The sequence below is a fragment of the Ensifer sp. GW101-20A05 genome (assembly GCF_059424735.1).
Map to the genome: position 1 here is coordinate 262,280 of NZ_JBWKZT010000006.1, position 25,842 is coordinate 288,121.

The 25,842-nt window shown below is 62.8% G+C and carries 23 protein-coding genes and 1 pseudogene; 10 read left to right on the forward strand and 14 right to left on the reverse strand.

The features are described from left to right. Positions 1 to 6 precede the first annotated feature (6 nt). A complete protein-coding gene (locus tag AC070A_RS17695; protein WP_058326848.1) occupies positions 7 to 1,260 on the reverse strand; it encodes a sarcosine oxidase subunit beta family protein in 1,254 nt (417 codons plus the stop codon). 324 nt (positions 1,261 to 1,584) lie between these two features. Here AC070A_RS17695 and rpsU point away from each other — a divergent pair, with 324 nt between their 5' ends. From rpsU to AC070A_RS17710, 3 genes are all read left to right on the forward strand, one after another. Beyond that, the gene (gene rpsU / locus AC070A_RS17700) at positions 1,585 to 1,797 is read left to right on the forward strand and encodes a 30S ribosomal protein S21 (RefSeq protein ID WP_012709405.1); all 213 of its coding nucleotides are present in this window, start codon (positions 1,585 to 1,587) and stop codon (positions 1,795 to 1,797) included. 364 nt (positions 1,798 to 2,161) lie between these two features. Beyond that, entirely contained in the window at positions 2,162 to 3,049 is an 888-nt protein-coding gene (locus AC070A_RS17705; RefSeq protein WP_057254590.1) for a tetratricopeptide repeat protein, read from the forward strand. Positions 3,050 to 3,296: 247 nt separating this feature from the next. After that, the gene (locus AC070A_RS17710; protein WP_112996758.1) at positions 3,297 to 3,773 is read left to right on the forward strand and encodes a DUF992 domain-containing protein; all 477 of its coding nucleotides are present in this window, start codon (positions 3,297 to 3,299) and stop codon (positions 3,771 to 3,773) included. A 119-nt stretch (positions 3,774 to 3,892) separates the two neighbouring features. Here AC070A_RS17710 and AC070A_RS17715 read toward each other — a convergent pair whose 3' ends face one another. The 6 genes from AC070A_RS17715 to AC070A_RS17740 form a co-directional block, all read right to left on the reverse strand. Continuing rightward, entirely contained in the window at positions 3,893 to 5,293 is a 1,401-nt protein-coding gene (locus AC070A_RS17715; RefSeq protein ID WP_058326850.1) for an NAD(P)(+) transhydrogenase (Re/Si-specific) subunit beta, read from the reverse strand. Positions 5,294 to 5,303: 10 nt separating this feature from the next. Continuing rightward, the gene (locus AC070A_RS17720; protein WP_057254587.1) at positions 5,304 to 5,714 is read right to left on the reverse strand and encodes an NAD(P) transhydrogenase subunit alpha part 2; all 411 of its coding nucleotides are present in this window, start codon (positions 5,712 to 5,714) and stop codon (positions 5,304 to 5,306) included. After that, positions 5,714 to 6,859: a Re/Si-specific NAD(P)(+) transhydrogenase subunit alpha gene (locus tag AC070A_RS17725; protein WP_058325253.1), complete on the reverse strand. Its 1,146-nt coding sequence runs from the start codon at positions 6,857 to 6,859 to the stop codon at positions 5,714 to 5,716. Before AC070A_RS17725 ends, AC070A_RS17720 begins: the two co-directional genes overlap by 1 nt. A 450-nt stretch (positions 6,860 to 7,309) precedes the next feature. Beyond that, positions 7,310 to 7,534, reverse strand: coding sequence for an aa3-type cytochrome c oxidase subunit IV (locus AC070A_RS17730; RefSeq protein ID WP_057254585.1), 225 nt, complete (start codon positions 7,532 to 7,534; stop codon positions 7,310 to 7,312). Between the two features lie 236 nt (positions 7,535 to 7,770). Then, positions 7,771 to 8,544 (reverse strand): N-acyl amino acid synthase FeeM domain-containing protein, encoded by a 774-nt coding sequence (locus tag AC070A_RS17735; protein ID WP_058325254.1) that lies wholly within the window; start codon positions 8,542 to 8,544, stop codon positions 7,771 to 7,773. Between the two features lie 229 nt (positions 8,545 to 8,773). Next, entirely contained in the window at positions 8,774 to 11,083 is a 2,310-nt protein-coding gene (locus tag AC070A_RS17740; protein ID WP_112996759.1) for a putative bifunctional diguanylate cyclase/phosphodiesterase, read from the reverse strand. A gap of 429 nt (positions 11,084 to 11,512) precedes the next feature. Here AC070A_RS17740 and AC070A_RS17745 point away from each other — a divergent pair, with 429 nt between their 5' ends. Next, on the forward strand, positions 11,513 to 12,271 hold the full coding sequence (locus AC070A_RS17745) for a gamma-glutamyl-gamma-aminobutyrate hydrolase family protein (protein WP_057254824.1): 759 nt from the start codon (positions 11,513 to 11,515) through the stop codon (positions 12,269 to 12,271). A 44-nt stretch (positions 12,272 to 12,315) separates the two neighbouring features. Here AC070A_RS17745 and AC070A_RS17750 read toward each other — a convergent pair whose 3' ends face one another. The 3 genes from AC070A_RS17750 to AC070A_RS17760 form a co-directional block, all read right to left on the reverse strand. Continuing rightward, on the reverse strand, positions 12,316 to 13,278 hold the full coding sequence (locus AC070A_RS17750) for a 2-hydroxyacid dehydrogenase (protein ID WP_112996779.1): 963 nt from the start codon (positions 13,276 to 13,278) through the stop codon (positions 12,316 to 12,318). Positions 13,279 to 13,310: 32 nt separating this feature from the next. Beyond that, entirely contained in the window at positions 13,311 to 14,333 is a 1,023-nt protein-coding gene (locus AC070A_RS17755) for a LacI family DNA-binding transcriptional regulator (RefSeq protein WP_057254582.1), read from the reverse strand. A 177-nt stretch (positions 14,334 to 14,510) separates the two neighbouring features. Next, positions 14,511 to 15,008: a MarR family winged helix-turn-helix transcriptional regulator gene (locus AC070A_RS17760; RefSeq protein ID WP_057254581.1), complete on the reverse strand. Its 498-nt coding sequence runs from the start codon at positions 15,006 to 15,008 to the stop codon at positions 14,511 to 14,513. 114 nt (positions 15,009 to 15,122) lie between these two features. Here AC070A_RS17760 and AC070A_RS17765 point away from each other — a divergent pair, with 114 nt between their 5' ends. From AC070A_RS17765 to AC070A_RS17775, 3 genes are all read left to right on the forward strand, one after another. Beyond that, positions 15,123 to 15,914, forward strand: coding sequence for a creatininase family protein (locus tag AC070A_RS17765; protein ID WP_112996760.1), 792 nt, complete (start codon positions 15,123 to 15,125; stop codon positions 15,912 to 15,914). A 78-nt stretch (positions 15,915 to 15,992) separates the two neighbouring features. Further along, a complete protein-coding gene (locus AC070A_RS17770; RefSeq protein WP_113737097.1) occupies positions 15,993 to 17,396 on the forward strand; it encodes a polysaccharide biosynthesis protein in 1,404 nt (467 codons plus the stop codon). Between the two features lie 61 nt (positions 17,397 to 17,457). After that, positions 17,458 to 18,336: a glycosyltransferase family 2 protein gene (locus AC070A_RS17775; protein WP_112996761.1), complete on the forward strand. Its 879-nt coding sequence runs from the start codon at positions 17,458 to 17,460 to the stop codon at positions 18,334 to 18,336. A 24-nt stretch (positions 18,337 to 18,360) separates the two neighbouring features. Here the strand turns inward: AC070A_RS17775 and AC070A_RS17780 are convergent, their stop codons facing one another. After that, positions 18,361 to 19,452: a glycosyltransferase family 4 protein gene (locus tag AC070A_RS17780; RefSeq protein WP_112996780.1), complete on the reverse strand. Its 1,092-nt coding sequence runs from the start codon at positions 19,450 to 19,452 to the stop codon at positions 18,361 to 18,363. A 189-nt stretch (positions 19,453 to 19,641) separates the two neighbouring features. Between AC070A_RS17780 and AC070A_RS17785 the strand changes: the two genes are divergently transcribed. From AC070A_RS17785 to cysE, 3 genes are read left to right on the forward strand one after another with little or no spacing between them, the layout of a single operon-like run. Beyond that, on the forward strand, positions 19,642 to 20,751 hold the full coding sequence (locus AC070A_RS17785) for a CobW family GTP-binding protein (protein WP_112996762.1): 1,110 nt from the start codon (positions 19,642 to 19,644) through the stop codon (positions 20,749 to 20,751). Beyond that, complete coding sequence (locus AC070A_RS17790; RefSeq protein ID WP_492384743.1) at positions 20,751 to 21,740, forward strand: WD40 repeat domain-containing protein; 990 nt, start codon at positions 20,751 to 20,753, stop codon at positions 21,738 to 21,740. Before AC070A_RS17785 ends, AC070A_RS17790 begins: the two co-directional genes overlap by 1 nt. Positions 21,741 to 21,750: 10 nt before the next feature. Then, positions 21,751 to 22,578 (forward strand): serine O-acetyltransferase, encoded by an 828-nt coding sequence (gene cysE / locus AC070A_RS17795; protein ID WP_112996763.1) that lies wholly within the window; start codon positions 21,751 to 21,753, stop codon positions 22,576 to 22,578. 33 nt (positions 22,579 to 22,611) lie between these two features. Here cysE and AC070A_RS17800 read toward each other — a convergent pair whose 3' ends face one another. From AC070A_RS17800 to AC070A_RS17810, 3 genes and pseudogenes are all read right to left on the reverse strand, one after another. After that, positions 22,612 to 23,799: a ZIP family metal transporter gene (locus AC070A_RS17800; protein ID WP_058325261.1), complete on the reverse strand. Its 1,188-nt coding sequence runs from the start codon at positions 23,797 to 23,799 to the stop codon at positions 22,612 to 22,614. Next, positions 23,796 to 24,921: pseudogene (locus tag AC070A_RS17805) on the reverse strand (multicopper oxidase domain-containing protein). Before AC070A_RS17805 ends, AC070A_RS17800 begins: the two are co-directional and overlap by 4 nt. A gap of 305 nt (positions 24,922 to 25,226) precedes the next feature. After that, complete coding sequence (locus tag AC070A_RS17810; protein ID WP_058325263.1) at positions 25,227 to 25,673, reverse strand: glyoxalase superfamily protein; 447 nt, start codon at positions 25,671 to 25,673, stop codon at positions 25,227 to 25,229. Positions 25,674 to 25,842 lie beyond the last annotated feature (169 nt).

Sequence of the window (25,842 nt, forward strand, 5' to 3'; positions counted from 1 at the left end):
AAATCCTCAGTGCGCAACGGCAGCGGCAGCCGCCTCGTCGATGAGCCGGCCGGTGCGGAAGCGCTCCAGCGTCAGGCCCGCGGCGAGACGATGCGGCTCGCCCTTGGCGATCAGATGGGCGAAGAGATTGGCCGAGCCCGGCGTCGCCTTGAAGCCGCCCGTACCCCAGCCGGCATTCAGGAACAGGCCCGGAACCGGCGTGACCCCCTGGATCGGCGAGCGGTCCTGGGTGACGTCGACGATGCCGCCCCACTGCCGCATCATCTTGACGCGGCGGAACATCGGAAAGAGCTCGCAGATCGCATCCAGCGTATGGGTGATGATCTGCAGGCCGCCGGTCTGCGAATAGGAATTGTACTGGTCGGTGCCGGCGCCGATGACGAACTCGCCCTTGTCGGACTGCGAGATGTAGGCATGAACCGAGTTCGACATGACGACGCAGGGGAAGATCGGCTTCAGCGGCTCGGAGACCAATGCCTGCAGCGGCTGGCTCTGCAGCGGCACACGCACGTCGGCCATCTGCATCAGCACCGAGGAATGGCCGGCGGCGGAGACGCCGACCTTCTTGGCGCCGATGTAACCGCGGTTGGTGTCGACGCCGACGACCCGGCCGGTCTCGTCACGGCGGATGCCGGTCACTTCGCAGTTCTGGATGATGTGCACGCCGCGGTCAGAGGCGGCGCGTGCGTAACCCCACGCAACGGCGTCGTGGCGGGCCGTGCCGCCGCGGCGCTGAAGGGCCGCACCGTTGATCGGGTAACGCGCCGTCTTGGCGATATCGAGCGGCGGACAATAGGCCTTGGCCTGTTCCGGCGTCAGCCATTCGTTGTCGATGCCGTAGAGGCGGTTGGCATTGATATGGCGCTTGAACGACTGCTGGTCGTGGATGTTGTGCGACAGCATCATGACGCCGCGCGGCGAATACATGACGTTGTAGTTCAGATCCTGCGACAGGTTTTCCCAGAGCTTCAGCGAATGCTCGTAGATGTCCATGCTCTCTTCATAGAGATAGTTGGACCGGATGATCGTGGTGTTGCGACCGGTATTGCCGCCGCCGATCCAACCCTTTTCGAGCACCGCGACATTGGTGATGCCGTGCTCCTTGGCGAGGTAATAGGCCGCACCCAGGCCATGGCCACCGCCGCCGATGATGATCGCATCATACTCTTTGCGCGGCTCCGGCGACGCCCATTGCGGGGCCCACCCCTTGTGGCCGCGCAACGCCTCGCGCGCCACGGCGAAAACTGAATATTTGCGCATCGGCCTCACTCCATGAACCCCGTTCTCATTGGCGTTAGAGATCGCAAATCCGACGCCCGCGCAACGTTTCTTTTGCGACGCAATTGCGTGGACTTGCGCGCAGTTGCGACATGGTCGCCGATCAGCTACTTCCGGGGCGGGAACAGGTGCCGCCCCGCATCCCAGGATTTTTCAGCGCTTCCTCATGTCGTCGCTGGACTTTCGCCTGATGATCTGGTATCCGCTCCTCTAATCGTAAAGCTTCCAGCTTAGCGAATGTTATTCTTTTGCCTCCGGCACCTGACGGAGTCACAAACAACTCGAACCAAAGGAACGGGATTTCACGTGCAGGTACTTGTCCGCGATAACAATGTCGATCAGGCGCTCCGCGCTCTCAAGAAGAAGATGCAGCGCGAAGGCATTTTCCGCGAAATGAAGATGCGCGATTTCTATGAAAAGCCGTCCCAGAAGCGCGCCCGCGAAAAGGCTGAAGCCGTTCGCCGCGTCCGCAAGCTGGCACGCAAGCGTGCACAGCGCGAAGGCCTCCTGGCCCGCTGATTTGTCGTTTTTTCGACGCTTTCCGATGTAAGTCGTGGCGGGGGCGAAATATCGCCACCGCCTTTTTTTGGTATGGACATCTTTTCCGCCGACAGGCTAGCGTGATCGACGCTGCCGGTGACGGATGGCCGGCCGGAGCGTTTAACCGGACGGCTTGCCGAGGCACGATGAAGCCCGGCTGCGGAGCCCGCGGGGAGTTTCAGCGGCTCTACTGCATAGTTCCTTAAATCGGGTTCGATTTAAGGGCAGAATTATGCAGAAACTCAACGTGTTACAGCGATCTTGGCGCGTCATGACGACACGCGGCGCTGTAGGAACGGAAGCCGATAGCTTTCGAGACCTTGTCGATTTGAGGGATCAACCTTTGACACTTGCTGCCATGACTGCGGACGTCTCCGGTTTTACTGTCCATGAGGCGTCTCGCCGCCACCAGCGCAAGCCGAGGCTTGCCGCGATGCTGCTCCTTGGTTCGGCCCTTCTTCTCGCAGGCTGCACGACCGACGGCCCGGACTCGATGACCAACAAGGTCGAGCGCGAACAGGGCTCGCAGGAAAACATCGCCTCGCTCTCGAGCGTCATCGCCTCCAACCCGAGCGATCCCGAAGGCTACAATGTCCGCGGCTCGTCCTATGGCCGCGCCGGCGAATACCGCCGCGCCATTGCCGATTTCGACCAGGCGATCCAGCTGAACCCACGCTTCTACCAGGCCTATGCCAACCGGGCGCTGGTTCACCGCAACATGGGCAACACCCAGGCCGCACTTGCCGACTACAACATGGCTTTGCAGCTCAACGCCAACTACGACGTCGCCTATATCGGCCGCGGCAACCTCTATCGCCAGGCCGGCCAGCTCGATTCCGCCTTCAACGATTTCAACAAGGCGATCCAGCTCGACACGACCGATCCCCGCGCCTATCACAATCGCGGCCTGATCTACCAGGCACGCAACCAGCACGGCCAGGCGATTGAAGACTTCTCGACCGCGATCTCTCTGTCGCCGAGCTCGCCGGAGCCCTATAACGGCCGCGGCATTTCCTATGTCGCCCAGGGCGACGATGACAACGCCTTCTCGGATTTCAACACTGCGATCAACCTCAATGGCAAGGTCGCCGAATCCTGGGCCAACCAGGCGCTGATCTACGAGCGCAAGGGCGACAAGGCCAAGGCGTCGAAGTCCTATTCGCACGCCTTGCAGCTCGACCCAAAATACGAGCCGGCGCGCGCCGGCCTTGCCCGCGTCAAGGCATCGTAAGTCCTTCCCCGAGCATGTTCCTCGAAACGCCCGCGACACTTCGCGGGCGTTTTCGTTTGTGCCGCTTGCCACCCTGCCCTTTCCGCCAAAGCGGAACCTTCCCGGCCATAATCCGTTTGCCAGAGGCGTCACTGCCTGTTTCCTCGGATCGGCTCCGATCCAAGGGCAAGACATGCAGCTATTCGAAGTACTACCGCGACCAAGCGCCCTAAGGGACGCGCGGCGCAGTAAGAACGGAGACCAAGCCATGATCAAACGAACCCTCGTCACTGCGCTGGCACTGGCCGCGCTTGCCAGCGGTCCGGCCGCCGCGCAGAACTATGTCGCACTCGGCCGCCTCGTCTGCGGTTCGGAAGGCGGCACCGGCATGATCGTGACCTCGACGAAGAACCTGATGTGCACGTTCACGCCCACCAATGGCGGACCGAAGGCCGTCTATGCCGGCACGATCCGCAAGATCGGCATCGACATCGGCAAGACGGGCAAGAGCACGATGGTCTGGGACGTCTTTGCAAAGACCGGAACGCCGGTCAGCAAATTCGCGCTTGCCGGCGAATATTACGGCGTCGGCGCCGACGCGAGCATCGCGGTCGGCGGCGGCGCCAAGGTGATCGGCGGCGGCACCAACAAGGCCTTCATGCTGCAGCCGGTCAACGTTCAGGTCCAGGAAGGACTGAACGTCGCGGTCGGCATCGACGAACTGACGTTGGCACCAGCCGGTTAGATCGGCCTCGAAGACGCACGGCGCCTTGTTGCGGAATGCGTCGCATGCACCACAATGCCTTCCAACGCAAAACGCCCGCCGAAAGGCGGGCGTTTCATTATCGATCGATGTGAGCAGCGTTAAGCGTGCAGCGCCTTGACGATATCTTCCGTCACCTTCTTGGCGTCGCCGAGCAGCATCATCGTGCCGTCCTTGTAGAACAGCGTGTTGTCGATGCCGGCATAGCCGGAGCCGAGCGAACGCTTGACGAAAAGGCAGGTCTTGGCCTTGTCGACGTCGAGGATCGGCATGCCGTAGATCGGCGAGGACTTGTCGTCGCGCGCGGCCGGGTTGGTGACGTCGTTGGCGCCGATAACATAGGCGACATCGGCCTGCGCGAACTCGGAGTTGATGTCCTCGAGTTCGAACACTTCGTCATAGGGCACGTTCGCTTCCGCGAGCAGCACGTTCATGTGGCCGGGCATGCGGCCCGCGACCGGATGGATCGCGTACTTGACCTCGACGCCCGCAGCCTTGAGCTGGTCGCCCATTTCGCGCAGCGCATGCTGTGCCTGGGCAACGGCCATGCCGTAGCCCGGCACGATGATCACCTTGGAGGCGTTCGCCATCAGGAAGGCCGCATCGTCGGCAGAGCCCTGCTTGACCGTGCGCTGAATGCCATCGTCGCTGGCGGCCGCCGCGGTCTCGCCGCCGAAGCCGCCGAGGATGACCGAGATGAACGAGCGGTTCATGCCCTTGCACATGATGTAGGAGAGGATCGCACCGGAGGAGCCGACGAGCGCCCCGGTGATGATCAGCGCCAGGTTGCCGAGCGTGAAGCCGATGCCGGCTGCGGCCCAACCCGAATAGGAGTTGAGCATCGACACGACCACCGGCATGTCGGCGCCGCCGATCGGGATGATGATCAGCACGCCGAGTATGAGCGACAGCGCGACGATCAGCCAGAACACCGTGGTGCTCTGCGTCAGCACGAGCATGACCACCAGCACGACCAGCGCGATTGCCAGACCCGCATTGATGGCGTGGCGCCCCGCAAGCATGATCGGCTTGCCGGACATGCGGCCGTCGAGCTTCAGGAAGGCGATGACCGAACCGGTAAAAGTGATGGCGCCGATGGCGACGCCAAGCGACATTTCGACCAGCGCCTGGGCGTGGATGTCGCCGAGGGTGCCGATGCCGAAGCTTTCCGGCGCGTACATGGCGGCAGCCGCCACCATGACGGCGGCAAGACCGACCAGCGAGTGGAAAGCGGCAACGAGCTGCGGCATCGAGGTCATGGCGATGCGACGGGCAATGACAGCACCGGCGCCGCCGCCGATGGCAAGGCCGAGCACGATCAGCATCAGGCCGCCGAAGCTCGGCTTTGCCAAAAGCAACGTCGTGACGATGGCAATGCCCATGCCGACCATGCCGTAGGTATTGCCCTTGCGGCTGGTGGTCGGATGCGAAAGGCCGCGTAGCGCCATGACGAACAGGACGCCGGAGACGAGGTAGAGGAAGGCTGCGAAGTTAGCGTTCATCGGGCCGGCCTCACTTGTCTTTTTTCTTGTACATGGCGAGCATGCGCTGGGTGACGAGGAAGCCGCCGAAGATGTTGACGGCGGCCAGCACCAGCGCCACGAAGCCGAAGCCGGTGGCAAGCCCAGAGGCGGAGATGCCGACGGCAAGCAGAGCACCGACGACGATGACCGAGGAAATCGCGTTGGTGACCGCCATCAGCGGCGTGTGCAGCGCCGGGGTCACCGACCAGACGACGTAATAGCCGACGAAGATCGCTAGCACGAAGATCGCCAGGCGGAAGACGAAAGGATCGATCGCGCCGCCGGTCGCGCCATGGGCGACAGCACCAGCCGCGTCCGGCACGTATTCGGCAGCGGTGCGGACCGCTTCCACCGCCCGGTCGAGATCGGCGAGCGCCTTGTCGAGAAGTTCATTCGCCATCACTTGTCCCCCTTGCTGGCGCCGAAGTTCGGATGCACGACCTCACCACCATGGGTGAGCGCCGTCGCCTTGACGAGTTCGTCCTCCATGTTGAGCGCGAGCGCCTTGGTTTCCTTGGACACCATCGTTTCCAGGAAGGTGACGAGGTTCTTGGCGTAGAGACCGGACGCGGAGGCCGCGATGCGGCCCGGCACGTTGAGATGGCCGATGACCTTGACGCCTTCGACCTCGGCGACCTTGCCGGGCTCAGCACCCTCGACGTTGCCGCCGCGTTCGACCGCAAGATCGACCGCGATCGAGCCGGGTTTCATGCTTTTCAGCATGTCACGGGTGACGAGCCGCGGCGCCGGACGGCCGGGGATGAGTGCAGTGGTGATGACGATGTCCTGCTTGGCGATATGCTCGGCAACGAGTGCGGCCTGCTTGGCCTGATACTCCTTGGACATCTCTTTGGCGTAGCCGCCGGCCGTTTCGGCCGCCTTGAATTCCTCGTCCTCGACGGCGATGAACTTGGCGCCGAGCGAGGCGACCTGCTCCTTGGCTGCCGGACGCACGTCCGTCGCCGAGACCACGGCACCGAGACGGCGGGCCGTCGCGATTGCCTGCAGGCCGGCAACGCCCGCGCCCATGACGAAGACCTTGGCGGCAGGAACCGTCCCGGCCGCCGTCATCATCATCGGCAACGCCCGATCATATTCGCAGGCGGCGTCGATCACGGCCTGATAACCGGCGAGGTTCGCCTGGCTCGACAGCACGTCCATCGACTGCGCACGGGTGATGCGCGGCATCAGTTCCATCGCAAAGGCAGTAAGCCCGGCCTTGGCCATCTCGGCGATCGCCGCCTCGTTGCCATAGGGATCCATGATGGCGAGCACGATAGCGCCCGACTTGTAGCCGCCGATTTCGGCGGTCGTCGGCCGGCGCACTTTCAGCACGACATCGGCCGTCTTGGCGTCGGCGATCGTCCCGATCCGGGCCCCGACCTTTTCGAACTCAGCGTCCGGAATGCGCGACAAAAACCCGGCGTCCGCCTCGATGACGACGTCGAAGCCGAGGCTTTTCAGTTTCTTCACTGTGTCCGGTGATGCGGCAACGCGACCCTCGTTCGGGTCCGTTTCCTTGGCGACAAAGACAATCTCGCTCACAAATCCCCCTCCTTGGCCGCAATCGAGCCAAGGCCGGAATGCGGGCATTCTCTCCGACTGCAAAGCGTGCGGCCAATCGAGCCTGCACGCCCCCATATGCCAGGCACTGGGGTGCCAGGCACATATATTCTGGAAACAGACACCCCAGGTGTTCGAACCGCAGGCAGTCCGGCGCCGATCGACGCCGAACCGTGCTCGGCATCGCGGGTCTGCATTCCACTCCCCCTCACGCAGTGAGGAAACACGTCCCATTGCAGTGAATGCCCGGGCGTGGAGATCTCTAGGCTCTACAGCACCGCACATCCTATTGGCTGCACAAAGGTCGCTGTAGCATTTTGAAGTGCTGCGCAGCGTCGACGCCTCCAGTCGACGGCATGCACCTTCGTCCGGGCTCGCGCCCGGTTGCCGAGGAAACGTCAAGCCCCTCGGCAATCGGTCCAATGACGCTGATTAGCGCAGGAAGAAGAAACCTGCGACGTTGAGCAGAATGAAGAGCACGAGCGAGGAGAAGAAGCCCATAGTCGTGAAGAATGCGGCAGCCATGGCAATCAACAGGGCCACGCAAAACAGCGTGCCGTACTTCGATGCGCTCAGGAACATGAGATAGGTCTTCTCGTGCTCCGGATAATCCATCGAAGCGCCCACATCGACCGGTCCAGAATGATGCTCAGCCATCGTTCAAATTCTCCCTGAATGCCACGGCGCGACCCTTGATCGCCGCCGCTCCTAATCGAAGCATGGCTCCCGCGAAAAGTCGCGAAAACCCTTATAGCTGCCCTTACACAATGCTTAGGCCGGGTGCAACGAAAACCCGTCCTTTAGCAGTACCTGATGGGGCGATATGTCGCGGCCGGCGGCAAGGGTGGCGCGCACGGGCGCGCCTCACCATCCGATGTCGACATCGAAGACTGCTAGCGGAAGACGGAGGTTCGATAAGAGCGTCCATAACCGGTTTGCGCCATGCGCGCGGTCGGCAGGATCGTCAGCGGCGCGAACGGCACCTCGCTGCGATCGGCAAACATCATGCGGCGTTCGAAAGGCTCCGAATCGAAAATCGGGTAGCGGTCGAGGATCGAGGGCCGCTGCCCCCTCACCTGCGCCACGAGCAGGGCGCCATCGGCATTGTAGACCCCCAGGTTCTCGCGCTTGGCGACCACGGTCTCGGAGGCGAAAATGCGCTTGTAGAAGGCGGTGTGGCGCGGCCGGCAGGCCGTCAGGCAACGGTCGGCGGAAAAGTATTCGCAGGCCATGGCGACCGGGCGGAGCGTCAGGTAGGGAAGCGCCCGCATATCGTCACCGATGACATCAGGGTCGACCGCCAATCGGCCCGGATCGACCAAAACCATGCCGGCATCGAGGAACGCGTCGATCTCGGAGCCGAAGATCAGGCCCGATGTGCTGGCGCGGTGCTCCGGCGTTACGTGATGTACGCGCACGGTGCTGACGAGGCTCTCATCGAGATAGATGCCGAAGACATACGCGTGGCTGTCGAAGTCGAGATCGTCGATCAGCGTGGAGCCCGTCAATTCCATCAGATTGACGGACTTGTAGGACTTGTAACGCAGCCGCGCGATGTCCTCCATGTCCTCGCCGGTTTCGACCCGCCGATATTCGACACGATCGAGCAATTGCATCAGCTTTTCAGAAAAACGCCCAGGCTCCGCCTGGTGAATCGTCTCACCCATATTCCAGACCTCATGGTTAACAAATCGTTAACCTATTGACGGAAAATGGGGCGGCAACCGCAAAACGGAACAGTTCACTGTTAACTTTTTGTTAACCCTAAAAATTCGTAAATTAATTCGGTTGATTTGGAGCAAAACGCACCAAATCGAGATGCATTTGCCCCAACTAATCAAGGGCTTGCTGCCGAATGCGCAGCATCAAAACGGAACGGAATTTGGGGTCGCAGCGTCAGGCGATGCGCTTGCTGCTGGGTTTAGCGCCTCGTTTTGGCACACCGTTCTTGCAAAGCGTTGCAATAGCAGAAGCGGGCATGGGGGCGGCGAAGACGAAGCCCTGTATCAAATCGGCACAATTATGCTCGGTGATGAGCTGCAACTGATCCGTCGTCTCGACGCCTTCGACGACGATGCGCAGGCCGAGGGCGCGGGCAAGATTTGCCGTCCCGCGCAGGAGCTTGAAGCGGCGCGAATCCTCACGGATGTTGCGCACGAAGGACCGATCGATCTTGATGATGTCGACCGGCAGGGCATCGAGATAACTGAGGCTGGAGTATCCGGTGCCGAAATCGTCGATGGCAATGGTGATGCCGAGACCCCGCAGCTCGCGCAGGATCGCCTGCACCTTGAGCGGCTCGTCCATCAGGCAGCTTTCGGTGACCTCCAGATGCAGCCGCGAAGCATCGAGGCCGGTTGCCTGAAGCGCATCCGTGACCATCGTGACGATTTCGCTGCTGCGTAGATCGAGCACCGAGAGGTTGACGGAGACGGACACATCGCTCGGCCAGTCCATGCAATCCCGGCATGCATGGTCGAGCACGAAACGCGTGATCTCCGTGACCAGCCCCAGTTCCTCGGCGAGCTGAATGAACACGTTCGGCGGCACCGGCCCGCGCTCCGGATGCGTCCAGCGGGCCAGCGCTTCGCAGCATTCGACCCGGCCGCCGCTCGGCGCGAACATCGGCTGGTAGGAAAGCGTCAGGCTGCGCGCATTGATCGCCTCGCGCAAATCCGCCTTGAGCTTCTGGCGGTCGACATAGCGGGCGTCCATCTCGACTTCGAACGCAGTGCAGCCGCCGCGGTTGCGCAGCTTGGTTTCCGAAAGCGCGAGATCCGCCTTGATCTGCAGGTCTTCGAGTTTCAGATCCACGTTCGACGCGATGACGAAGCCCGCGCTCATGGTCATGTTGAAGGTGAAGCCGCTGGCAACATAGGTGCCGCGCAGTTCCGTGTGCAGCCCCCGCATCCGCTCTTCCAGATCGGCCACGTCAGCCCTGTTCGGAAAGAACACGACAAACTCGTCGCCCATCAGCCGCGCCGCGATCGCATCATCACCGGCGAGCGCCTTCAACCGGCCGGCGATCGCCTGCAGCAGCTTGTCGCCGACGATGTGGCCGCGCATGTCGTTGACATGCTTGAACTCGGTGACGTCGAGGACCATCAGGCCGACGAGCCGGTCCTCCTTCTCGTCGCCGCTTGCGGCGGCCACAACCAGCTCTCCGAAGTAGTCGCGGCTCGGCAGCTCGGTCAGCTTGTCGAAGCGCACCATGTGCAGAATCTGCTTGTCCGCCTGTACGCGTGCCGTCACGTCCTCGAAGATCAGCACGATATCGCCATTGTCGCGGCGGCTGGCGGAAAACTCGAGGTGCAGTTCCTCGCTGACCGGGATCAATACCTGCGGGCGCTTGCCCTTGAGCAGAAGATCGAGCTGGCGCGAGATCGCCTTGGTCTTTTCGGCATCGAGCCGCATGCGCCGCGCACCGCGCCGGATCACGTCATCGAGCAGCCAATCCTTGAGTTCGGTCCTGTCGCCAAGCGCCAGCAACTCGCTGGCACGCTCATTGGCCACCACCACGCGGCCGTCGCCATCCAGCATGAACAAGCCATGCGTCATATTGTTGAGCGCCGCGTCGAACTGGCCGGCAATCGTCGCGATCTCGCGCGCCGCCAAAACATTCTCATAGAGAAAGGCGCGCACATTGTTGGCCATCATCCAGGTGGAAAGGATGAACGGCAGGATGAGCAAGGCAAGCGCCAGCATGAACACGTCCTGCAGCGTCATCAGGCCGATCACGATCGGCAGGCATGCGGACGAGGACAGGAGAAGCACGGCCCGCTCCGAGCCGTAGTTGCGCCCAACGAGCGAGATCATCGAGGCCAGCGTCACCGATATGGTCGCAAGCTCTGAAAAGGAATCCTGACTGACGGCAATGGCATAACCGCAAGCGATGCCGCAGGTGAGCGTGACGCTGACACCGCCGACGATATAGCGGTTCTCCCATTTGCGGACCATCGCCCGGTCGGCATTGGAGAAATCCTGCCGGTCGAACCGCGCCATATCGACATTGCGCAGCGCCCAGAGCACGAAGATCACGCCGGAGCAGGCGAGATAAAGCGGATCACTGGTCTTGAGATAGACGAGCAGAAACGTCACGACATGCGACAACATGCCGATCAGCAACGTCTTGCGATGTTCGTAGAGCGAGCTCACGGATGACAGATACACGTCAGTCGGAAGAGCGCTCTGTCCAAGTCGCATCATGAACCAAGCTCCGGTTTACCGGATTGTTAGGGGTGATGACTTAACGAATGATTTCGTCTAACGCCCCGAAAAAAGTACCGAATCCCAGAATAACCACAGGGCCGTGCCGGCAAGACCCAAGAGTTCAACTCAATAGTGCGAACCGCGCTGAACAGTACTCGGTTTATGCAACCAAACATAGGTATCCACGACACAAAAGGCCCGACTGCAACTTCGACAATTCAGCGATGCGGGCGGACGATCCAGAATTTGCGTGCGCGATGGTTACTCGATCTTAAAGAATTACCTGCGATTTCTTGCCGTTTTTAGTTCGTGTTCGCTACCGATCCGCCTTGGATCAGCGCGGTGATCACGCTCACTACGTTCTCAGTTGACTTTCATCAGCATCTGAAGGCAAGGCTTTTCTTAAGCGTATTACGGAGCCTGATGATGTCGAAACCTGTCGTTGCCATCCCCTGCGATTTCCGCGAATTCGACGGCAATGTCTGGCATGTCGTTGCCCATCAATATGTGCGCGCCGCCGTCGAAGGCGCCGGCGTCATGCCCTTCCTCATCCCGGCGCTCGAAACCGGCAACGACATTGACGAAATCCTCGACCGCGTCGACGGCGTGCTTGCAAGCGGAGCCCGCTCCAATGTTCATCCCTCGCTCTATGGCCGCGAGGCCAAGGACAGTGACGGACCTTTCGATCCCGGCCGCGATGCGACCAGCCTGCCCCTGATCCGGCGCGCGATCGAGCGCGGTGTGCCGTTGTTTGCCATCTGCCGCGGCATCCAGGAACTGAACGTCGCACTCGGCGGCACGCTGGCGAGCGAAATCCAGGATCAGCCGGGGATCTGGGATCACCGCAAGCCTGACGTGAAGGAACTCGACGTTGCCTATGGCATCCGCCAGGACGTCATCGTCAAGGAAGGGAGCTGCCTCGCGCCCGTGCTTGGCGCCGGCCGCATCCGCGTCAACTCGTTGCACCGACAGGCGATCGGCGCCGCTGCTCCGCGCCTGGCTGTCGAAGCGGTGGCTGACGACGGCACGATCGAAGCGGTTTCGGTGATCGGCGCCAAGGCCTTTGCCGTCGGCGTACAATGGCATCCGGAATACTGGGTGCGCACCGACACCCCCTCCGCCAGCCTGTTCAGGGCCTTCGGCGACGCGGTGCGGACTTACGCCGCCGGCCGTTTGGCCGCCTGACATCACGGCTTCCGCATCGCCGCCTGAGGCAACGACGCCGGGTGTCAAATCACGCGTCGGCTGAACGGCGTTTCCGGCACCGGCGTCAAAGCCCTTCCGGTCGCAAACCAGGCTGCGATATTGTCGACGACGAGATCGGCCATGGCGTTGCGTGTGACCACCGAGGCCGAGGCCACATGCGGCAGGAGCGACACGTTCGGCAAAGCCATCAGCGCGTCCGGCACCTGCGGCTCGTTCTCGAAAACATCGAGCCCGGCGCCGGCGATCACGCCCTTCTGAAGCGCCGCGATCAGCGCCGCCTCATCGACCGTCGAACCACGCCCGACATTGATCAGCACGCCGTTTCCGCCGAGCGCCACGAGAACCTCCGCATTCACCGTATGCCGCGTCGCCTCGGTGCCGGGCACGATGACAATGAGCGTATCGACCGCCGCCGCGAGGCCGACGAGCGTCGGATGGTAGGCATAGGGCAGGCCTTCGCGCGGGCTACGCGTGTGATAGGCGATCGACACCCCGAAGGCTTCCAGCCGCCTGGCGATCGAAAGCCCGATGCGACCGAGGCCGTAAAGACCGACGCTTCGGCCGCGCAGGGACAGCGGCGACAGAGAAAACGCGCCCTCGCGGCTCCAGCGTCCCTGGCGCAGCCATTGTTCTGCCTGAGGCAATTGCCGGAGTGTATTCAGCAGAAGACCAACCGCCGTGTCGGCCACCTCTTCGGTCAGAACATCCGGTGTATTGCTGACGGCAATGCCCTTGGCGGCGGCATGTGCGACCTCGACGCCGTCATAGCCGACGCCGAAATTGGCGATGATCTCGAGCTGCGGCAGGACATCCATCAGGGCACCGGGCAGCCGGCCGGCTACTGCAACCGCTTTCACGTCCTGCATATCCGGCGTCACCAATGCTGGATCGGCACTCTCGATCCTGACGACTTCGAATTGCCCGACCAGTCGATCGATGACCCGTTGATTGATCTTTCCGGGCACGAGAACGCGCGTGCGGTTCACAGACATGGGCAGCTCCTGTCGGGAGGGAGATCTCAGGCGATGACGCGCAACGGGCCCGTTGATTGGCGGATGCGCATTTCCGGCTTGATCAGATGGATACCGTCGGGTTCGTGGCTGCCGGAAAGCTTGTCGAGGAGCGCGCGGGCAGCACTGCGGCCGACATCGGCCTGGCCATTCCAGACGGTGGTCAATGCCGGCGTGGCGATCGACGCCTCTTCGAGGTCGTCGTAGCCGGTGACAGAGATATCGACGCCGGGCACCAGACCGGCGCGGGCGATGCCGTTCATCATGCCGATCGCCACCAGGTCGTTCCAGCAGACGACTGCCGTCGGCTTCTGCGGCAGGGAGAGCAGATGCACCGCCGCCTCGAAGCCACCCTGCTTCGTGCGGGGACCGGGGATGCGCAGCTCCGGATCGACCTCGATATTGGCCTTGCGCAGCGCGTTGACATAGCCCTGATAGCGGTCGCGCCCGGTCGACGTCTGGTCGGTACCGCCGACCATGGCGATGCAGCGATGGCCAAGGCCGATAAGGTGGTTGGTGGCAAGCGAGATGCCGTAGGCGTCGTCGCCGCGGAAGATCGGCACGTCCACGCCCTCGATCGAACGGGCGATCAGGATCGCCGGCATGCCGTTGTCCTCGGCAAGCTGGATGTCCTCCAACGGCGTACCGATCGCCGGCGACATGATCACGCCATCACCGCCGAGCTGCAGCAGCGTCTCGATGAAATCGCGCTGCTTGTCGACCGAATCGTAGTGGTTGGAGAGAATGAAGGTCTGCTTGTCGCGGTCGAGCTCCGCTTCGATGGCTTTGAGGATTTCCCCGTAGAACGGGTTCATGATGTCGTGCACGACGACGCCGATGATGCCGGAGCGGGATGTTCTGAGACTGGCGGCGCGGCGGTTGTAGATATAGCCGAGCGCGCGGGCCTGCTCCTTGATCTTATCGCGGGTGACGGTCGCCACCAAAGGACTGTCGCGTAGAGCCAGGGATACCGTTGCCGTCGAAAGACCGAGTGTTTCCGCGATCGTCGAAAGCTTGACCTTTTGCGCCACGATGCCCCCTGTAGCCTTGTTCCGCCCCCGGCCGCAGCCCCACAATCCAATCCGAGTGAGGTTCTTGCAGCATGCCTCACGGCACTTTTCGTACATCCCAGCGGACGTACGCGTGCCATAAATTTAAATCCCTTTTAAACTGTTTAAATCGCCACGGCAATATGCGGCGAACAAGGCTCAGTCGGCGGCCCGTGCGGCCTGGAGATTACTGTCGACGGCGCGCAGCAGTTTCATCAGCGTGCGCACCTGCTTGTCGGTCAGGCCGCGTGTCGCGAGCTTTTCCGAATGCTGCCCCGCCTCGGCGATGATCTGCAGCCGGTTGCGGCCGGGCTCAGTAAGATAGACCTTGGTGAGCCGCGCATCGTCCTCGTCGGGACGGCGCTCGAGGAAGCCCTGCGCTTCCATCCGCCCGATCGTGCGGGTCATGGTCGGCGCCTTGACCCCAAGCCTGGCGGCAAGCCCACCCGCGGTCATGCCGTCGGCTTCGGCCAGCGCCAGCATTACGCCGTCTTGCCCGGCGTAAAGACCACTTTCAAGAAGATTGCGGGAGAGTACGGTGCGCATGGAACGCGCTGCCTGGACAAGGATAGCGGCAAGATCGTGCGGCTCATTCAGGAACTCGTCCTTCTTCTTGCCGTTCTTGCCTTTCTTTTCGGCCTTGTTCTTCTTGCCCATTGGACCTCCTGCCGAATCCCCGAGTCGAACACTTATAACAATACAGCTTGCGATTACGAACTGTATGACTCAAATAACAATTTTACGACAATTGACGTGGAGGATCGAAGAGAAATGTCGATGCCTGAGCCGCGATGGCAGGACAATCGGACCGACCTTCCGGCCGACGCTCGCCGTGACTGGATCGCCGTGCTGCCGCTCGGCGCCCATGAACAGCACGGTCCGCATCTGCCCTTCGAAACCGACACGCTGATCGCCGAGGGCATCGTCTCCCGCACGATCGCCGCCATGCCCGCCGGCCTGCCGGTAACCTTCCTGCCGGCCGAGCCGGTCGGTTACTCCATCGAGCACATGGATGTCGCCGGCAGCCGAACCCTTGCCTATGGCGAGGCGGTCGAGCGCTGGCTCGGCATTGCCGGCGATCTCCATCACCTCGGCGTCCGCAAATTCGTGATGCTGAACGCCCATGGCGGCAACTCGCCGTTGATGACGATCGTCGCGACCGAAGCGCGCATACGCTTCAACATGCTGGCCGTCGCGACGAGTTGGACCCGCTTCGGCCAACCGGACGGCTGGATCAAGCCGGAGGATAAAGCCTTGGACATCCACGGCGGCGACATCGAGACATCGGTGATGCTGGCGCTCCATCCGGACAGGGTCGACATGGCCAAGGCCGAAAATTTCACCTCCCGCCAAGGCGAATTTTCTGAACGCTTCAAGCATCTGCGCGCTTACGGTCCCCACGCCTTCGGCTGGAAGATGCACGACCTGAATGGCGAAGGTGTCGCCGGCAATGCCTCGGTTGCCACGGCGGCACGGGGTGAGATTTTGATCGCCCATGCCGTCCGAGGGTTTATCGAACTCCTTGACGATGTCAGGGATTTCGACCCCGACGAACTGGCTTGAGGCCGCGCCGGCAAACACTTTCTTTGTGCTTTTGCGCTATCAGATGCCCAAATGCGCGCGGCGTAGGGCAGAAAAACCATGGCGAAGATCATTGCGCTCGGCGCCTATTTCTACCAGGCCGTCATCGCCTTTGGCCTGCTGATCGTCGTCGCCCACTGGCTGGCGCCGGCCGACTATGCCAGCTATTCACTGTTCATCTCCATCTGCCAGTTCGCTGCGATCGCCGCCTTCGAATGGGTGCGTTTCGCCTGCATGCGTTTCTACCCTGGGGCGGATGCGGACAGTGAAGCGGCGGAGCGGCGGGCGATCCTGACCGAAGCCCTCGCCTGCGCCATGCTGTGCCTGATCGCGGCGGGCGTGTCCTTGATCTTCGGCGTGCCGCCGGTCGTGGCGCTTGTCGGCGGCCTGGTCTCGATCGCACAAGGCGGCAGCGATCTGCATCTGACCATGCTGCGTTTTCGCCAGGATTTCCGCGCCTTCTCGGTGCTGCAGGGCTCCCGCGCCACCATTCTCGCCGCGGGTACGCTCCTCGGCGCACTCATCTCGCCAAGCTTCCTGTCGACCGTCACGGGCCTGCTCGCCGGTTACATTGCCTATGGCCTGCTTGCATTCCTTCTTTCCCGCCGCGCCGACACGCGCCCAGCCGCCGCGCTCGACAATGTCCGTATCCGCAAGCATCTCATCTATGGCAGCGTGTCGGCCGGGGCCGCCACTGCCGCCATGTTCGCGCCCTTGGCACTGAAGGCGATCTTCACCTCGGCGCTCGGCGCGACGGGTGCTGCCGGCGCCCTGCTTGCGCTCGACCTGCTGCAACGCCCGTTCGTGCTCATCGTTTCGGCCCTTCAGGCGATCCAATATCCGGAGATCGTTGCCGCGCATGACCGGACCGGCGATCGCGCCGCTCTTCCCCGCCAACTCGGGCAATACTACGCGCTGCTGACGAGCTTTGCGCTGATGATGGCCGCCGGTATCTTCGCTGCACTTCTCCCGGCCACCTGGCTCGTCATCAGCCCGGACCTGCAGCAAGGTTTCCTCGCAACCGCGCCTGCCATCATCGTCCTCTCGCTCGTTCGCACGCTGACACAGATCATGCTGCCGACGCCGCTGCACCTGAGGCAACGCCTTGCGTTGATCCTGCTGCTCGCCGTGGCCGACTGCGTGCTTCTAAGCCTTGGAGCATTGGCAGTCCTGGCTTTGGCTGGGGCGAACGATGCGGCGTTAGCCTGGGGCAGCGCCATCGGCGCGATCCTCGCCGCCCTCATCGGCCTTCGCCTGATGTCCTCGCTCGCCTTCGATTTCTCCTGGCCGCCCGTGCTCTTCGCCGCCGCCGGACTTGGCGCGGCCGTGCTGGCCTTCTCCCTCTCCGGTGAAACCAGCTACGTTACGATCGGTACCGGTATTGTTGTCGGTGGTCTGTTCTGCCTGCTCTCGCTCAACCAGTTGCGGCTGATAATGCGGTCGCCGAGACCCAGCACGGCCTAGGCGCTAAGAAAAACTGCACGAATTTCCGGTTAGATCGCGCCGAAAGAGCGGAGAGCGCCCCATGAACATCGTCGTCGGCATAGCGACCGCGGGCCGCCGCGAGGTCCTCTCCGAAACCCTGCTGCATCTGACGCGGCAGACGCGACTACCGGACGCCGTCGTCATCTGCCCAAGCACGCCGGAGGACGTCGACGAAGCCAGAATCGGCTCGCTTCCCTTGAAGGCCCGTATCGTCGCGGGCAACAAGGGTTCCAGCGCACAGCGCAACGCCATCCTCGACCAGGCGACAACCGCCGATCTGATCGTCTTTTTCGACGACGATTTCCTGCCGCGCAGCGATTTTCTTACCGAGGCTGAAAGGCTGTTCGATCGCGAGGCTGATCTCGTCGTGGCAACCGGCCTGGTTCTGGCCGACGGCATTCATGGCCCGGGCATATCGATTGCCGATGCCAAGGCGATCCTCGAGACGGATCCCGGCGCTCAGCCGCACGATGTCACACAGCCGGCCTTCAACGCCTATGGCTGCAACATGGCCTTCCGCGTATCGGCGATTGCCGCCGAACGCACCCGTTTCGACGAGCGGCTGCCGCTCTATGGCTGGCAGGAGGATGTCGATTTCTGCCGGCGTCTGGCCGCGCACGGGCGCATCGTGAAATCGCCGGCGCTGCGCGGCGTCCACCTCGGCAACAAGCGCGGCCGCACCTCGGGCCTGCGCTTCGGTTACTCGCAGGTCGCCAATCCGCTCTATCTGCGCAACAAGGGCACGGTCGGACTGAAATGGGCACTTCGCCTCATGGGTGGCAACATCGCCGCCAACATCCTCGGCAGCCTCAAACCGCAAGGCCTCGTCGATAGACGCGGTCGGCTCAAGGGCAATCTGATTGCATTTGGTGATTTTGTCCGGGGTCGACTGGACCCGATGCGGGTTCTCGACCTTTGACGCTCCAAAATCGCGCAGAATGGATCAGGTGTGCTGCGCCGCCAGCATGTTGAGCAGCACGACCGCACTCCCGTCCCAGGAAAAGCGCTTCGCATTGTCAAAGCCGGAACGCCGCAAATCTCGGCGAACGGCCTCGTCGGCGGAGATCGTCCGCATCGCGTCGACCAAAGCCTCCGTCTTCAACGGATCGAAGTAGCAAACGGCATCGCCGCAGGCCTCGCGAACCGGCGGAATATCGGCGGCCAGCACCGGGCACCCCTGCGTCATTGCTTCCAGCGGCGGGATGCCGAAGCCTTCATAGAGGCTGGGAAAGACGAAGGCGACAGCGCGGCGCTGCAGCCCGGCGATCTCCTCGTCGGTCAGGCGACCCGGAAAGACCAGGTTGCCCTTCGATGTGGGCGCGATATCGCGGAACACGGTCGGATCGGTGCCACCCACGACCACGAGCTTGTGGTCGCCGGCACCGAGTGCCTCGAAAGCGCGCACAGCAAACTCGACATTCTTGTTGGGCTTCAGCGTGCCGACCAGCAGGAAGAAGGGCGTATCGGCAAGCCCGAGCCGCTGGATGACGCCCTCGTCCGGCAGAAGTCGCGCGAAGTGATCCGTCGCGTTGTAGATGACGTCGATGCCAGCAGCCGACACGCGGAAGACATCGGCAAGCTCCTGGCGCGAAAAGTTGGAGACGGTGCCGAGCTTTGCTCGCCTTGCAAGGATGAAACCGAGCGCCCCATGAAACAGCCGGTAGCCGCGCCCGAACGAGGCCGGATGGCGAAACAGGGTGACGTCGTGGATCACCACCACCTGGTCGCCGTGCAGCACCGGGCCGCTGCCGCCGAAGCCGATCAGCATATCGCGGCGCGCGCGCCAGTAGAGCGCACCCTGCTCCCAGACATGGCCCGGTCCGGAGCCGAACCGCTCGACCGAAATCGCCTTGAGCCCGAGATCGTCGACAGCCTTGCCCGGAGTAAGCAGCCGCCAGCGCGCGTCCTTCAGCGCATGCGGCACCTGCCCGGAAGCGATGCGCGCATCCAGCGCTCGGGTCATCTCACGGGCAAAGCGCTGCACGCCGGTAAGCGGCTGGGTCAGGAACCGGCCGTTGATGGAAATCGTCTTCACCTGCACACCCCTAGGATCTGCCGCGCACTCTCTCCGATTTTGATGAAAGGAGGGTTATCGCAGACCGCTGAGGCGATCCGCCCGCGCCCGCCAAAATCGCCCGCGCCATTTGCGCATCGCCGCCGCATCTCCTATATGAAACCCGACTTGGATGCCTGCCCGCCGCATCCGGAAATCCTAGAGGTTCCCATGACCGAAACATCCCCGCAGAAGCCGATCCCCGTCACTGTGCTCACCGGCTATCTCGGCGCCGGCAAGACGACGCTTTTGAACCGCATCCTCAGCGAGAACCATGGTCGCAAATACGCGGTCATCGTCAACGAGTTCGGCGAGATCGGCATCGACAACGACCTGATCGTGGAATCCGACGAGGAAATCTACGAGATGAACAACGGCTGCGTCTGCTGCACCGTGCGCGGCGACCTGATCCGCGTGGTCGAGGGCCTGATGCGCCGCCCCGGCCGCTTCGACGCGATCATCGTCGAGACGACCGGCCTTGCCGATCCGGTGCCGGTCGCCCAGACCTTCTTCATGGACGATGACGTGCGCGCCAAGACCGAGCTCGACGCGGTCGTCGCACTTGTCGATGCCAAGCACCTGCCGCTGCGGCTGAAGGACAGCCGCGAGGCCGAAGACCAGATCGCCTTTGCCGACGTCGTGCTGCTCAACAAGACCGACCTGGTCACACCTGAGGAACTGGAGCGCATCGAAGCGACCGTGCGCGTCATCAATCCGTCGGCCCGCATCTACCGCACCCAGCGCTCCGACATCGATCTTGCCAAGGTCCTCGATCAGGGCGCCTTCAACCTGGAAAGGGCGCTAGAAAACGATCCGCACTTCCTCGACCAGGACGATCACGAACACGATCACACCTGCGGTCCGGATTGCGGCCACGATCATCACCATCACCACCATGATCACGACCATCATGATCATGATCATGACCACGATCACGACCATCATCATCACCACGATGCCCCCTCGCCGATCCACGACGTGACGGTGCAGTCGATCTCGCTGCGCGGCGGCGAGATGAACCCCGATCGCTTCTTCCCCTGGATCCAGAAGATCACCCAGACGGACGGCCCGAACATCCTGCGCCTGAAGGGCATCATCGCCTTTGCTGGCGATGCCGAGCGTTACGTCGTTCAAGGCGTGCACATGATCATCGAGGGCGATCACCAGCGTGCGTGGAAGGAAGGCGAAAAGCGCGAAAGCCGCCTCGTCTTCATCGGCCGTGACCTCGATCGTGAAAAGCTCGAGCGCACCTTCAAAGCCTGCGAGGCGCAGCCGAACTGATGCCGACTGTCGCTCCCCTCGATCTCGAAGGTCACGTCGTCGGCGTGGCCTATCTCAAAGGCGTCCCCTTCTTCGCCGAAGCCACCGGTGCGATCCATCGCCTCGACCTCGGCCACAAGACGACGGAGGTCCATGAGGGCCTGCTGTCGCTCGTGGTGGACGACGCCAACGACACGCTGCTGACCGGCGGCGAGGACGGCAAGGTCATGCGTACGGCCGCCGACGGCACCACCTCGCTGGTCACCGAAGCGCCACGCAAGTGGATCGCGCAAGTTGCGACAGGCCCGCAAGGCGCCGTCGCCTATGCCTATGGCAAGACTACGCATGTGCGTCTTGCGGAGGGCACGACGAAGGAATTTACCGAGGAACGCACCGTCGAGGGCCTCGCCTTCGCGCCGAAGGGTTTGCGCATCGCCGCTGCCCGCTACAATGGCGTGTCGCTGCATTGGGTCGGCACCTCCGGCCAGCCGATCGATCTCGAGTGGAAAGGTGCCCACACCGGCGTCACCTTCTCGCCGGACGGCCGCTTCCTGGTGACGACAATGCAGGAAAACGCGCTGCACGGCTGGAAACTCGACGCCAAGCCCGGCGCCGAAGCCCGCCACATGCGCATGACCGGCTATCCCGCCAAGGTGAAGTCGGTCTCCTGGTCAGCCAAGGGCAAATGGCTCGCCTCCTCGGGCGCCCCGGCCGCGATCGTCTGGCCCTTCCAGGGCAAGGACGGCCCGATGGGCAAGGCGCCGCTGGAACTCGGCACCCGCGCCGACATCATGGTGACCTCGGTCTGCTGCCATCCGGCCGAAGACATCGTCGCGATCGGCTATCAGGACGGCATGATCCTCGGCGCGCGCTTTGCCGACAGCAAGGAAGTGCTGCTGCGCCGCCCCGGCAAGGGCGCCATCACCGCCATGGCCTGGAACAAGGACGGCCGGCAGCTCGTCTTCGGCTCGGCCGAGGGTGACTGCGGTGTCGTCGATATCGCGGGATAGCAGGCGAACAATGACCGCAGGCGCAGAAGCTCCACTCTATGCTGGCTCGGCCGTTGTGCCTCTGGCGGACGGCGAAGTCTGGAACCGCATCCGTGCGGAAGCCCGGGCGCTCGCCATGCGCGAGCCGGTCATGGAGCAAACCCTGCGGCTGATCACCGAGGCGCGGTCGGATGCGGCGGTGCTCGCAGGTGTTCTCGCTTCCCATCTTTCCGTCGCCCGTGTCGACGAACGGTCGCTGGCGCAGCTGCTTTCGGACGTCTTCGACGCCGATGCAGCAGCTCTGCGCGCTGCCGAGGCGGACCTCCAGGCGGTGATGGAGCGTGACCCCGCCTGCCCGGGCCTCTTGCATGTCCTCCTCAATCTCAAGGGCTTCCAGGCGCTGCAGACCTATCGCGCGGCTCACCGGCTCTGGATCGATGGCCGCAGGCAAGTCGCCAACTGGCTCTCGAACCTCGCCTCGCTTGTCTTCGGTCCCGATATCCACCCGGCCGCAGCAATCGGCAAGGCGGTGATGCTCGACCATGGATCCGGCATCGTCATCGGCGAGACCTCCGTGATCGAAGACCAGGTTTCGATCCTTCAGAACGTCACGCTCGGCGGCACCGGTAAGGAAACCGGCGATCGGCATCCAAAAATACGCCAAGGCGTCATGATCGGCGCCGGCGCCAAGATCCTCGGCAATATCGAGGTCGGAGCCTACAGCAAGGTCGCGGCCGGCAGCGTCGTCCTGAAGTCCGTGCCGCCGCGCACCACGGTCGCGGGCGTGCCGGCAATGGTGGTGCGCATTCACCGTGTCGACGAGGTGCCGGCGGCCGAGATGGACCAGACGATCGTCTGATCCATCTCGGCCCGCGTCAGACCCGCTCCCGCTTCAGATCTTCACCAGCGCGGCGGTGACAAACATGAAGGCGGCGCCGGTCGCGAGACCGGCCAGAACAGGCGGCGTCAGGAACACGTCGCGCCCGCGCTCGCTTTGCCGCATCAGATAGGCGCCGACTTCGATGATCACCTGCAAGATCGCCCCTGCACCAACCGCAAGCGCCAACGCCGACCACTGCGCCGAGGTTGCAAGGCTTCCGAGCCACATGCCGATCACCGCCGGACCGCCGGCAAGCAGCGTCAGCCCGATGAACGTCCAGATGGACGGCCTCTTTTTCAGGATCGGAGCGGCAATGCCGATGCCCTCGGTGACGTTGTGGAGCGCAAAGCCCAGCACCAGGAAGGTACCGAGCCCAGCCGACCCCGCCGCAAAGGCGGCACCGATCGCCAGCCCCTCGCCGAGATTGTGCAGGCCGATCCCGAGCGCGATGTAAGTGGAAAGCGCAAGCCCGGCCGGCGCACCGCTTCGCCGCCCGATCGCTATCAGCAGGAGGAAGCTGCCCAAGCCCGCCAGCACCACCATGACCGGCCCTTGGAAGATCGCGGCCGCCTCGCCGGCAAGTTCGAGCGCTTCTGCACTCGCATCGACAAGCAGGAAGCCGAGCAGGCCGATCGTCAGTGACAGCAGGAACGCCATGCCGTCGCGGCCGACGCCACGCAGCACCGGATAGAACATCAGGCCGACGGCCACCGGCACGATGCCGACGATAATGCCGACCAGCGCCTGCAGTCGCAGTTGGCCTGTCGTTGCCTGCGGCGTTGGCACGGCGACGGCAATGTCGTGCACAAACGTGGCCCCGGTGTTGGTCACCACCTTCACAGCATGCGCCTCGCCCAGCATCCATGGGAATGGCAGGTTCAGCCATGCTGCCCTGCCCCGCGCGATCGGCCCCGACGGATCCTGGGTGAACTGCCAATAGGCGTCATCCACCTGAACCTGCGCCACTGTCATCGGTTCGGATCCACCGGCGCGAACAAGGAGGCGAAGGCCGCTATCGTCGAGCACGGTCCTTTCGAAGGTCAGGTTTTCGATAGGCGGCGCGCCATTGCGGAATCCTGACAACGGATCGGCCGATAGAATCCAGGCAACGGCAATGGCAAAGGCGATGAGAGGCAGCGCCAGCCACACCAGGTTGGTCTTTGCCGCGCGGATAGCAGCTCTCGGCAGGGTCTCGTTCATGCCAGCGCCTCCACCACGTCGAACATGCCGACCCAGCCGAGCTCGGTAAACTCGGTCTGATGCGGGTGGAACATGTAAAGACCGGGCTCATGCTCGGCGAAGGTGAATTCGAGAATGCCGCGCTGTGCCTGGCACTGGGTGATGAGATCGACGGTTCAATGTCGGCGTCAGCGTCGTGCCCTGATCGTAATAGTCGAAGAAATTGGCGTGCAGGTGGAACGAGTTGATTGGGTCGAACTCGATGACGTTGACCAGATAGATGCGCACCGGTTTGCCCTTCACGATCCGGATCGGCCGCTTCATGAAGGCGTGAGCGACGGTGTTGACCGCGTAGAACTCGTTTTCCGCATCGAAATTGGTGTCGAAGGCGTTCATCACCATCACCAGTTCCTGCCAGCCGGCATTCTCCGGCGTGCCGAGCAGTCGGGAGCGGGCGACGTCCACATGTTCCGGCCGGCGCTCCGGATCCGGGTCGATGACGAAGGCGCCGTACATGCCCTTGTGAATATGCCGGCGCAGCGGCATCGCATGGCAATGATAGAGATGGCAGCCAAACGGCTTGGCGTCGAACTCGTAAATGAACTCATCGCCCGGATCGACCATGCCCGCACCCGGCACGCCATCCATGCGTGCGGCATGGATGCCGTGGAAATGGATCGAGTGCGGATGAGACGCATAGTTGCGAAAGACGATTCTCAGCCGCTCACCCTCCTTCGCCCGCAGCGCCGGCCCGGGGACACGGCCGTTATAGGTCCAGGCGGGAAACTTGATGCCGGGAGCGATCTCGATCTCGCGATCCTCCGCCCTCATCTCGAAGGTGCGTAGCGTCCGCCCGTCCGGTAGCGTTGAAACGGTCCCGGTCTCCCAATCGGTCAGCATGTCGGTCGGATCGAAGCCGTTGGCTGCGCTGTCAACATCGCCGACTGTCATCATCGCCCCATGCCCCATGGCGGGCATCGGGTCCTGGGTGGTGGCCCCCGCCGGCGCAGCATGACCGGCATGGCTCGCCTGCTCTTGGCCCAAGGTGGCGCTGGTGCAGATCGCGGTCCCGCCCGCCGCCGCCAGCCCGCCCATCAGAAGGCTCCGCCTTCGGAGCAGGTCTGGTCTTGTCGGCTTGTCCATTTTCGGCCCTCTCTCGATAGGATAACCCGCGCGCCACGCTGCGATCGGCATAGGTCAGCAATGCGCCACATGCTTTTGCAAATCATTTGCAGCTACATCAATAATGCAAATGCAACTCATTCGCAATTAACTTGCAAATCGAGCGATCTTCCGGCCCACGGGACAACTCGGCCAAGGCCGCACCTGCGATCGGCCCTGAAACGAAAACGTCCCCGGAAGCACGCGCTTCGGGGACGTTGATCGGAAGCCGTTGCACGGACCGGAAGCGGGCTCATCCGCGTGGCAAAGCCCGACGAGCGCCAGTCTCACCAATCGAGTTCGAGTTGCGGAAGCCCGTTCGAGGTCTTTTCGATCGTCCGACCCGTCTCATCCACCGTCGCAGTGACCCGTTGACGGAAGGCCGAGAAGCTCTCGAAGGTGACGACGTCGACCGGTTCGTCGAATTTCATCGTCAGGCGATAGCGCCCCGGCTGCGCCGTCAGCGCCTGCACCGACAGGATTTCGCCTTCGAAAGCCTGGCCGAGATAGCGCCCCTTCACCCGCGAGCCCAGCATCCAGGGATTGAAGGGCGGCCGGTTGCCGACGGCAGCGTGCAGCGTGTTCCAGTCGCGAAAGCCGTATTGGGCGGCGATCAATTCAAGCGAACGGGAATGGCCGATGGTTTCGCCTTCGGCAGCAAGGCGGGTACGCAAGCGCCTGGCCTGATCTTTTAGGGCATCGAGTGAGGGAAGCGTGGTTGTTCCGCGCGTCATGAGAGGGTCTCCTGCAGCGGCATGCATTCCTTGGAGATGGGAGCCCGCATTGCCACCGGTTCGCATGCCGTTTCGGCTGACCGTGTCTCGAAGAAGGACTTCACCAAAGCATGACGCTCGCGGACGGCAGGGACCTTCACCCTGCCGTTTCCATAGGGGATGCCGTCTC

Coding starts and splice junctions, on each gene's coding strand:
- AC070A_RS17715 (WP_058326850.1), bottom strand. CDS start 5,293: ATGAACGCTAACTTCGCAGCCTTCCTCTACCTCGTCTCCGGCGTCCTG.
- AC070A_RS17710 (WP_112996758.1), top strand. CDS start 3,297: ATGATCAAACGAACCCTCGTCACTGCGCTGGCACTGGCCGCGCTTGCC.
- AC070A_RS17730 (WP_057254585.1), bottom strand. CDS start 7,534: ATGGCTGAGCATCATTCTGGACCGGTCGATGTGGGCGCTTCGATGGAT.
- AC070A_RS17745 (WP_057254824.1), top strand. CDS start 11,513: ATGTCGAAACCTGTCGTTGCCATCCCCTGCGATTTCCGCGAATTCGAC.
- AC070A_RS17800 (WP_058325261.1), bottom strand. CDS start 23,799: ATGAACGAGACCCTGCCGAGAGCTGCTATCCGCGCGGCAAAGACCAAC.
- AC070A_RS17775 (WP_112996761.1), top strand. CDS start 17,458: ATGAACATCGTCGTCGGCATAGCGACCGCGGGCCGCCGCGAGGTCCTC.
- AC070A_RS17765 (WP_112996760.1), top strand. CDS start 15,123: ATGTCGATGCCTGAGCCGCGATGGCAGGACAATCGGACCGACCTTCCG.
- AC070A_RS17810 (WP_058325263.1), bottom strand. CDS start 25,673: ATGACGCGCGGAACAACCACGCTTCCCTCACTCGATGCCCTAAAAGAT.
- AC070A_RS17790 (WP_492384743.1), top strand. CDS start 20,751: ATGCCGACTGTCGCTCCCCTCGATCTCGAAGGTCACGTCGTCGGCGTG.
- AC070A_RS17735 (WP_058325254.1), bottom strand. CDS start 8,544: ATGGGTGAGACGATTCACCAGGCGGAGCCTGGGCGTTTTTCTGAAAAG.
- AC070A_RS17760 (WP_057254581.1), bottom strand. CDS start 15,008: ATGGGCAAGAAGAACAAGGCCGAAAAGAAAGGCAAGAACGGCAAGAAG.
- AC070A_RS17740 (WP_112996759.1), bottom strand. CDS start 11,083: ATGATGCGACTTGGACAGAGCGCTCTTCCGACTGACGTGTATCTGTCA.
- AC070A_RS17695 (WP_058326848.1), bottom strand. CDS start 1,260: ATGCGCAAATATTCAGTTTTCGCCGTGGCGCGCGAGGCGTTGCGCGGC.
- AC070A_RS17770 (WP_113737097.1), top strand. CDS start 15,993: ATGGCGAAGATCATTGCGCTCGGCGCCTATTTCTACCAGGCCGTCATC.
- AC070A_RS17785 (WP_112996762.1), top strand. CDS start 19,642: ATGACCGAAACATCCCCGCAGAAGCCGATCCCCGTCACTGTGCTCACC.
- AC070A_RS17720 (WP_057254587.1), bottom strand. CDS start 5,714: ATGGCGAATGAACTTCTCGACAAGGCGCTCGCCGATCTCGACCGGGCG.
- cysE (WP_112996763.1), top strand. CDS start 21,751: ATGACCGCAGGCGCAGAAGCTCCACTCTATGCTGGCTCGGCCGTTGTG.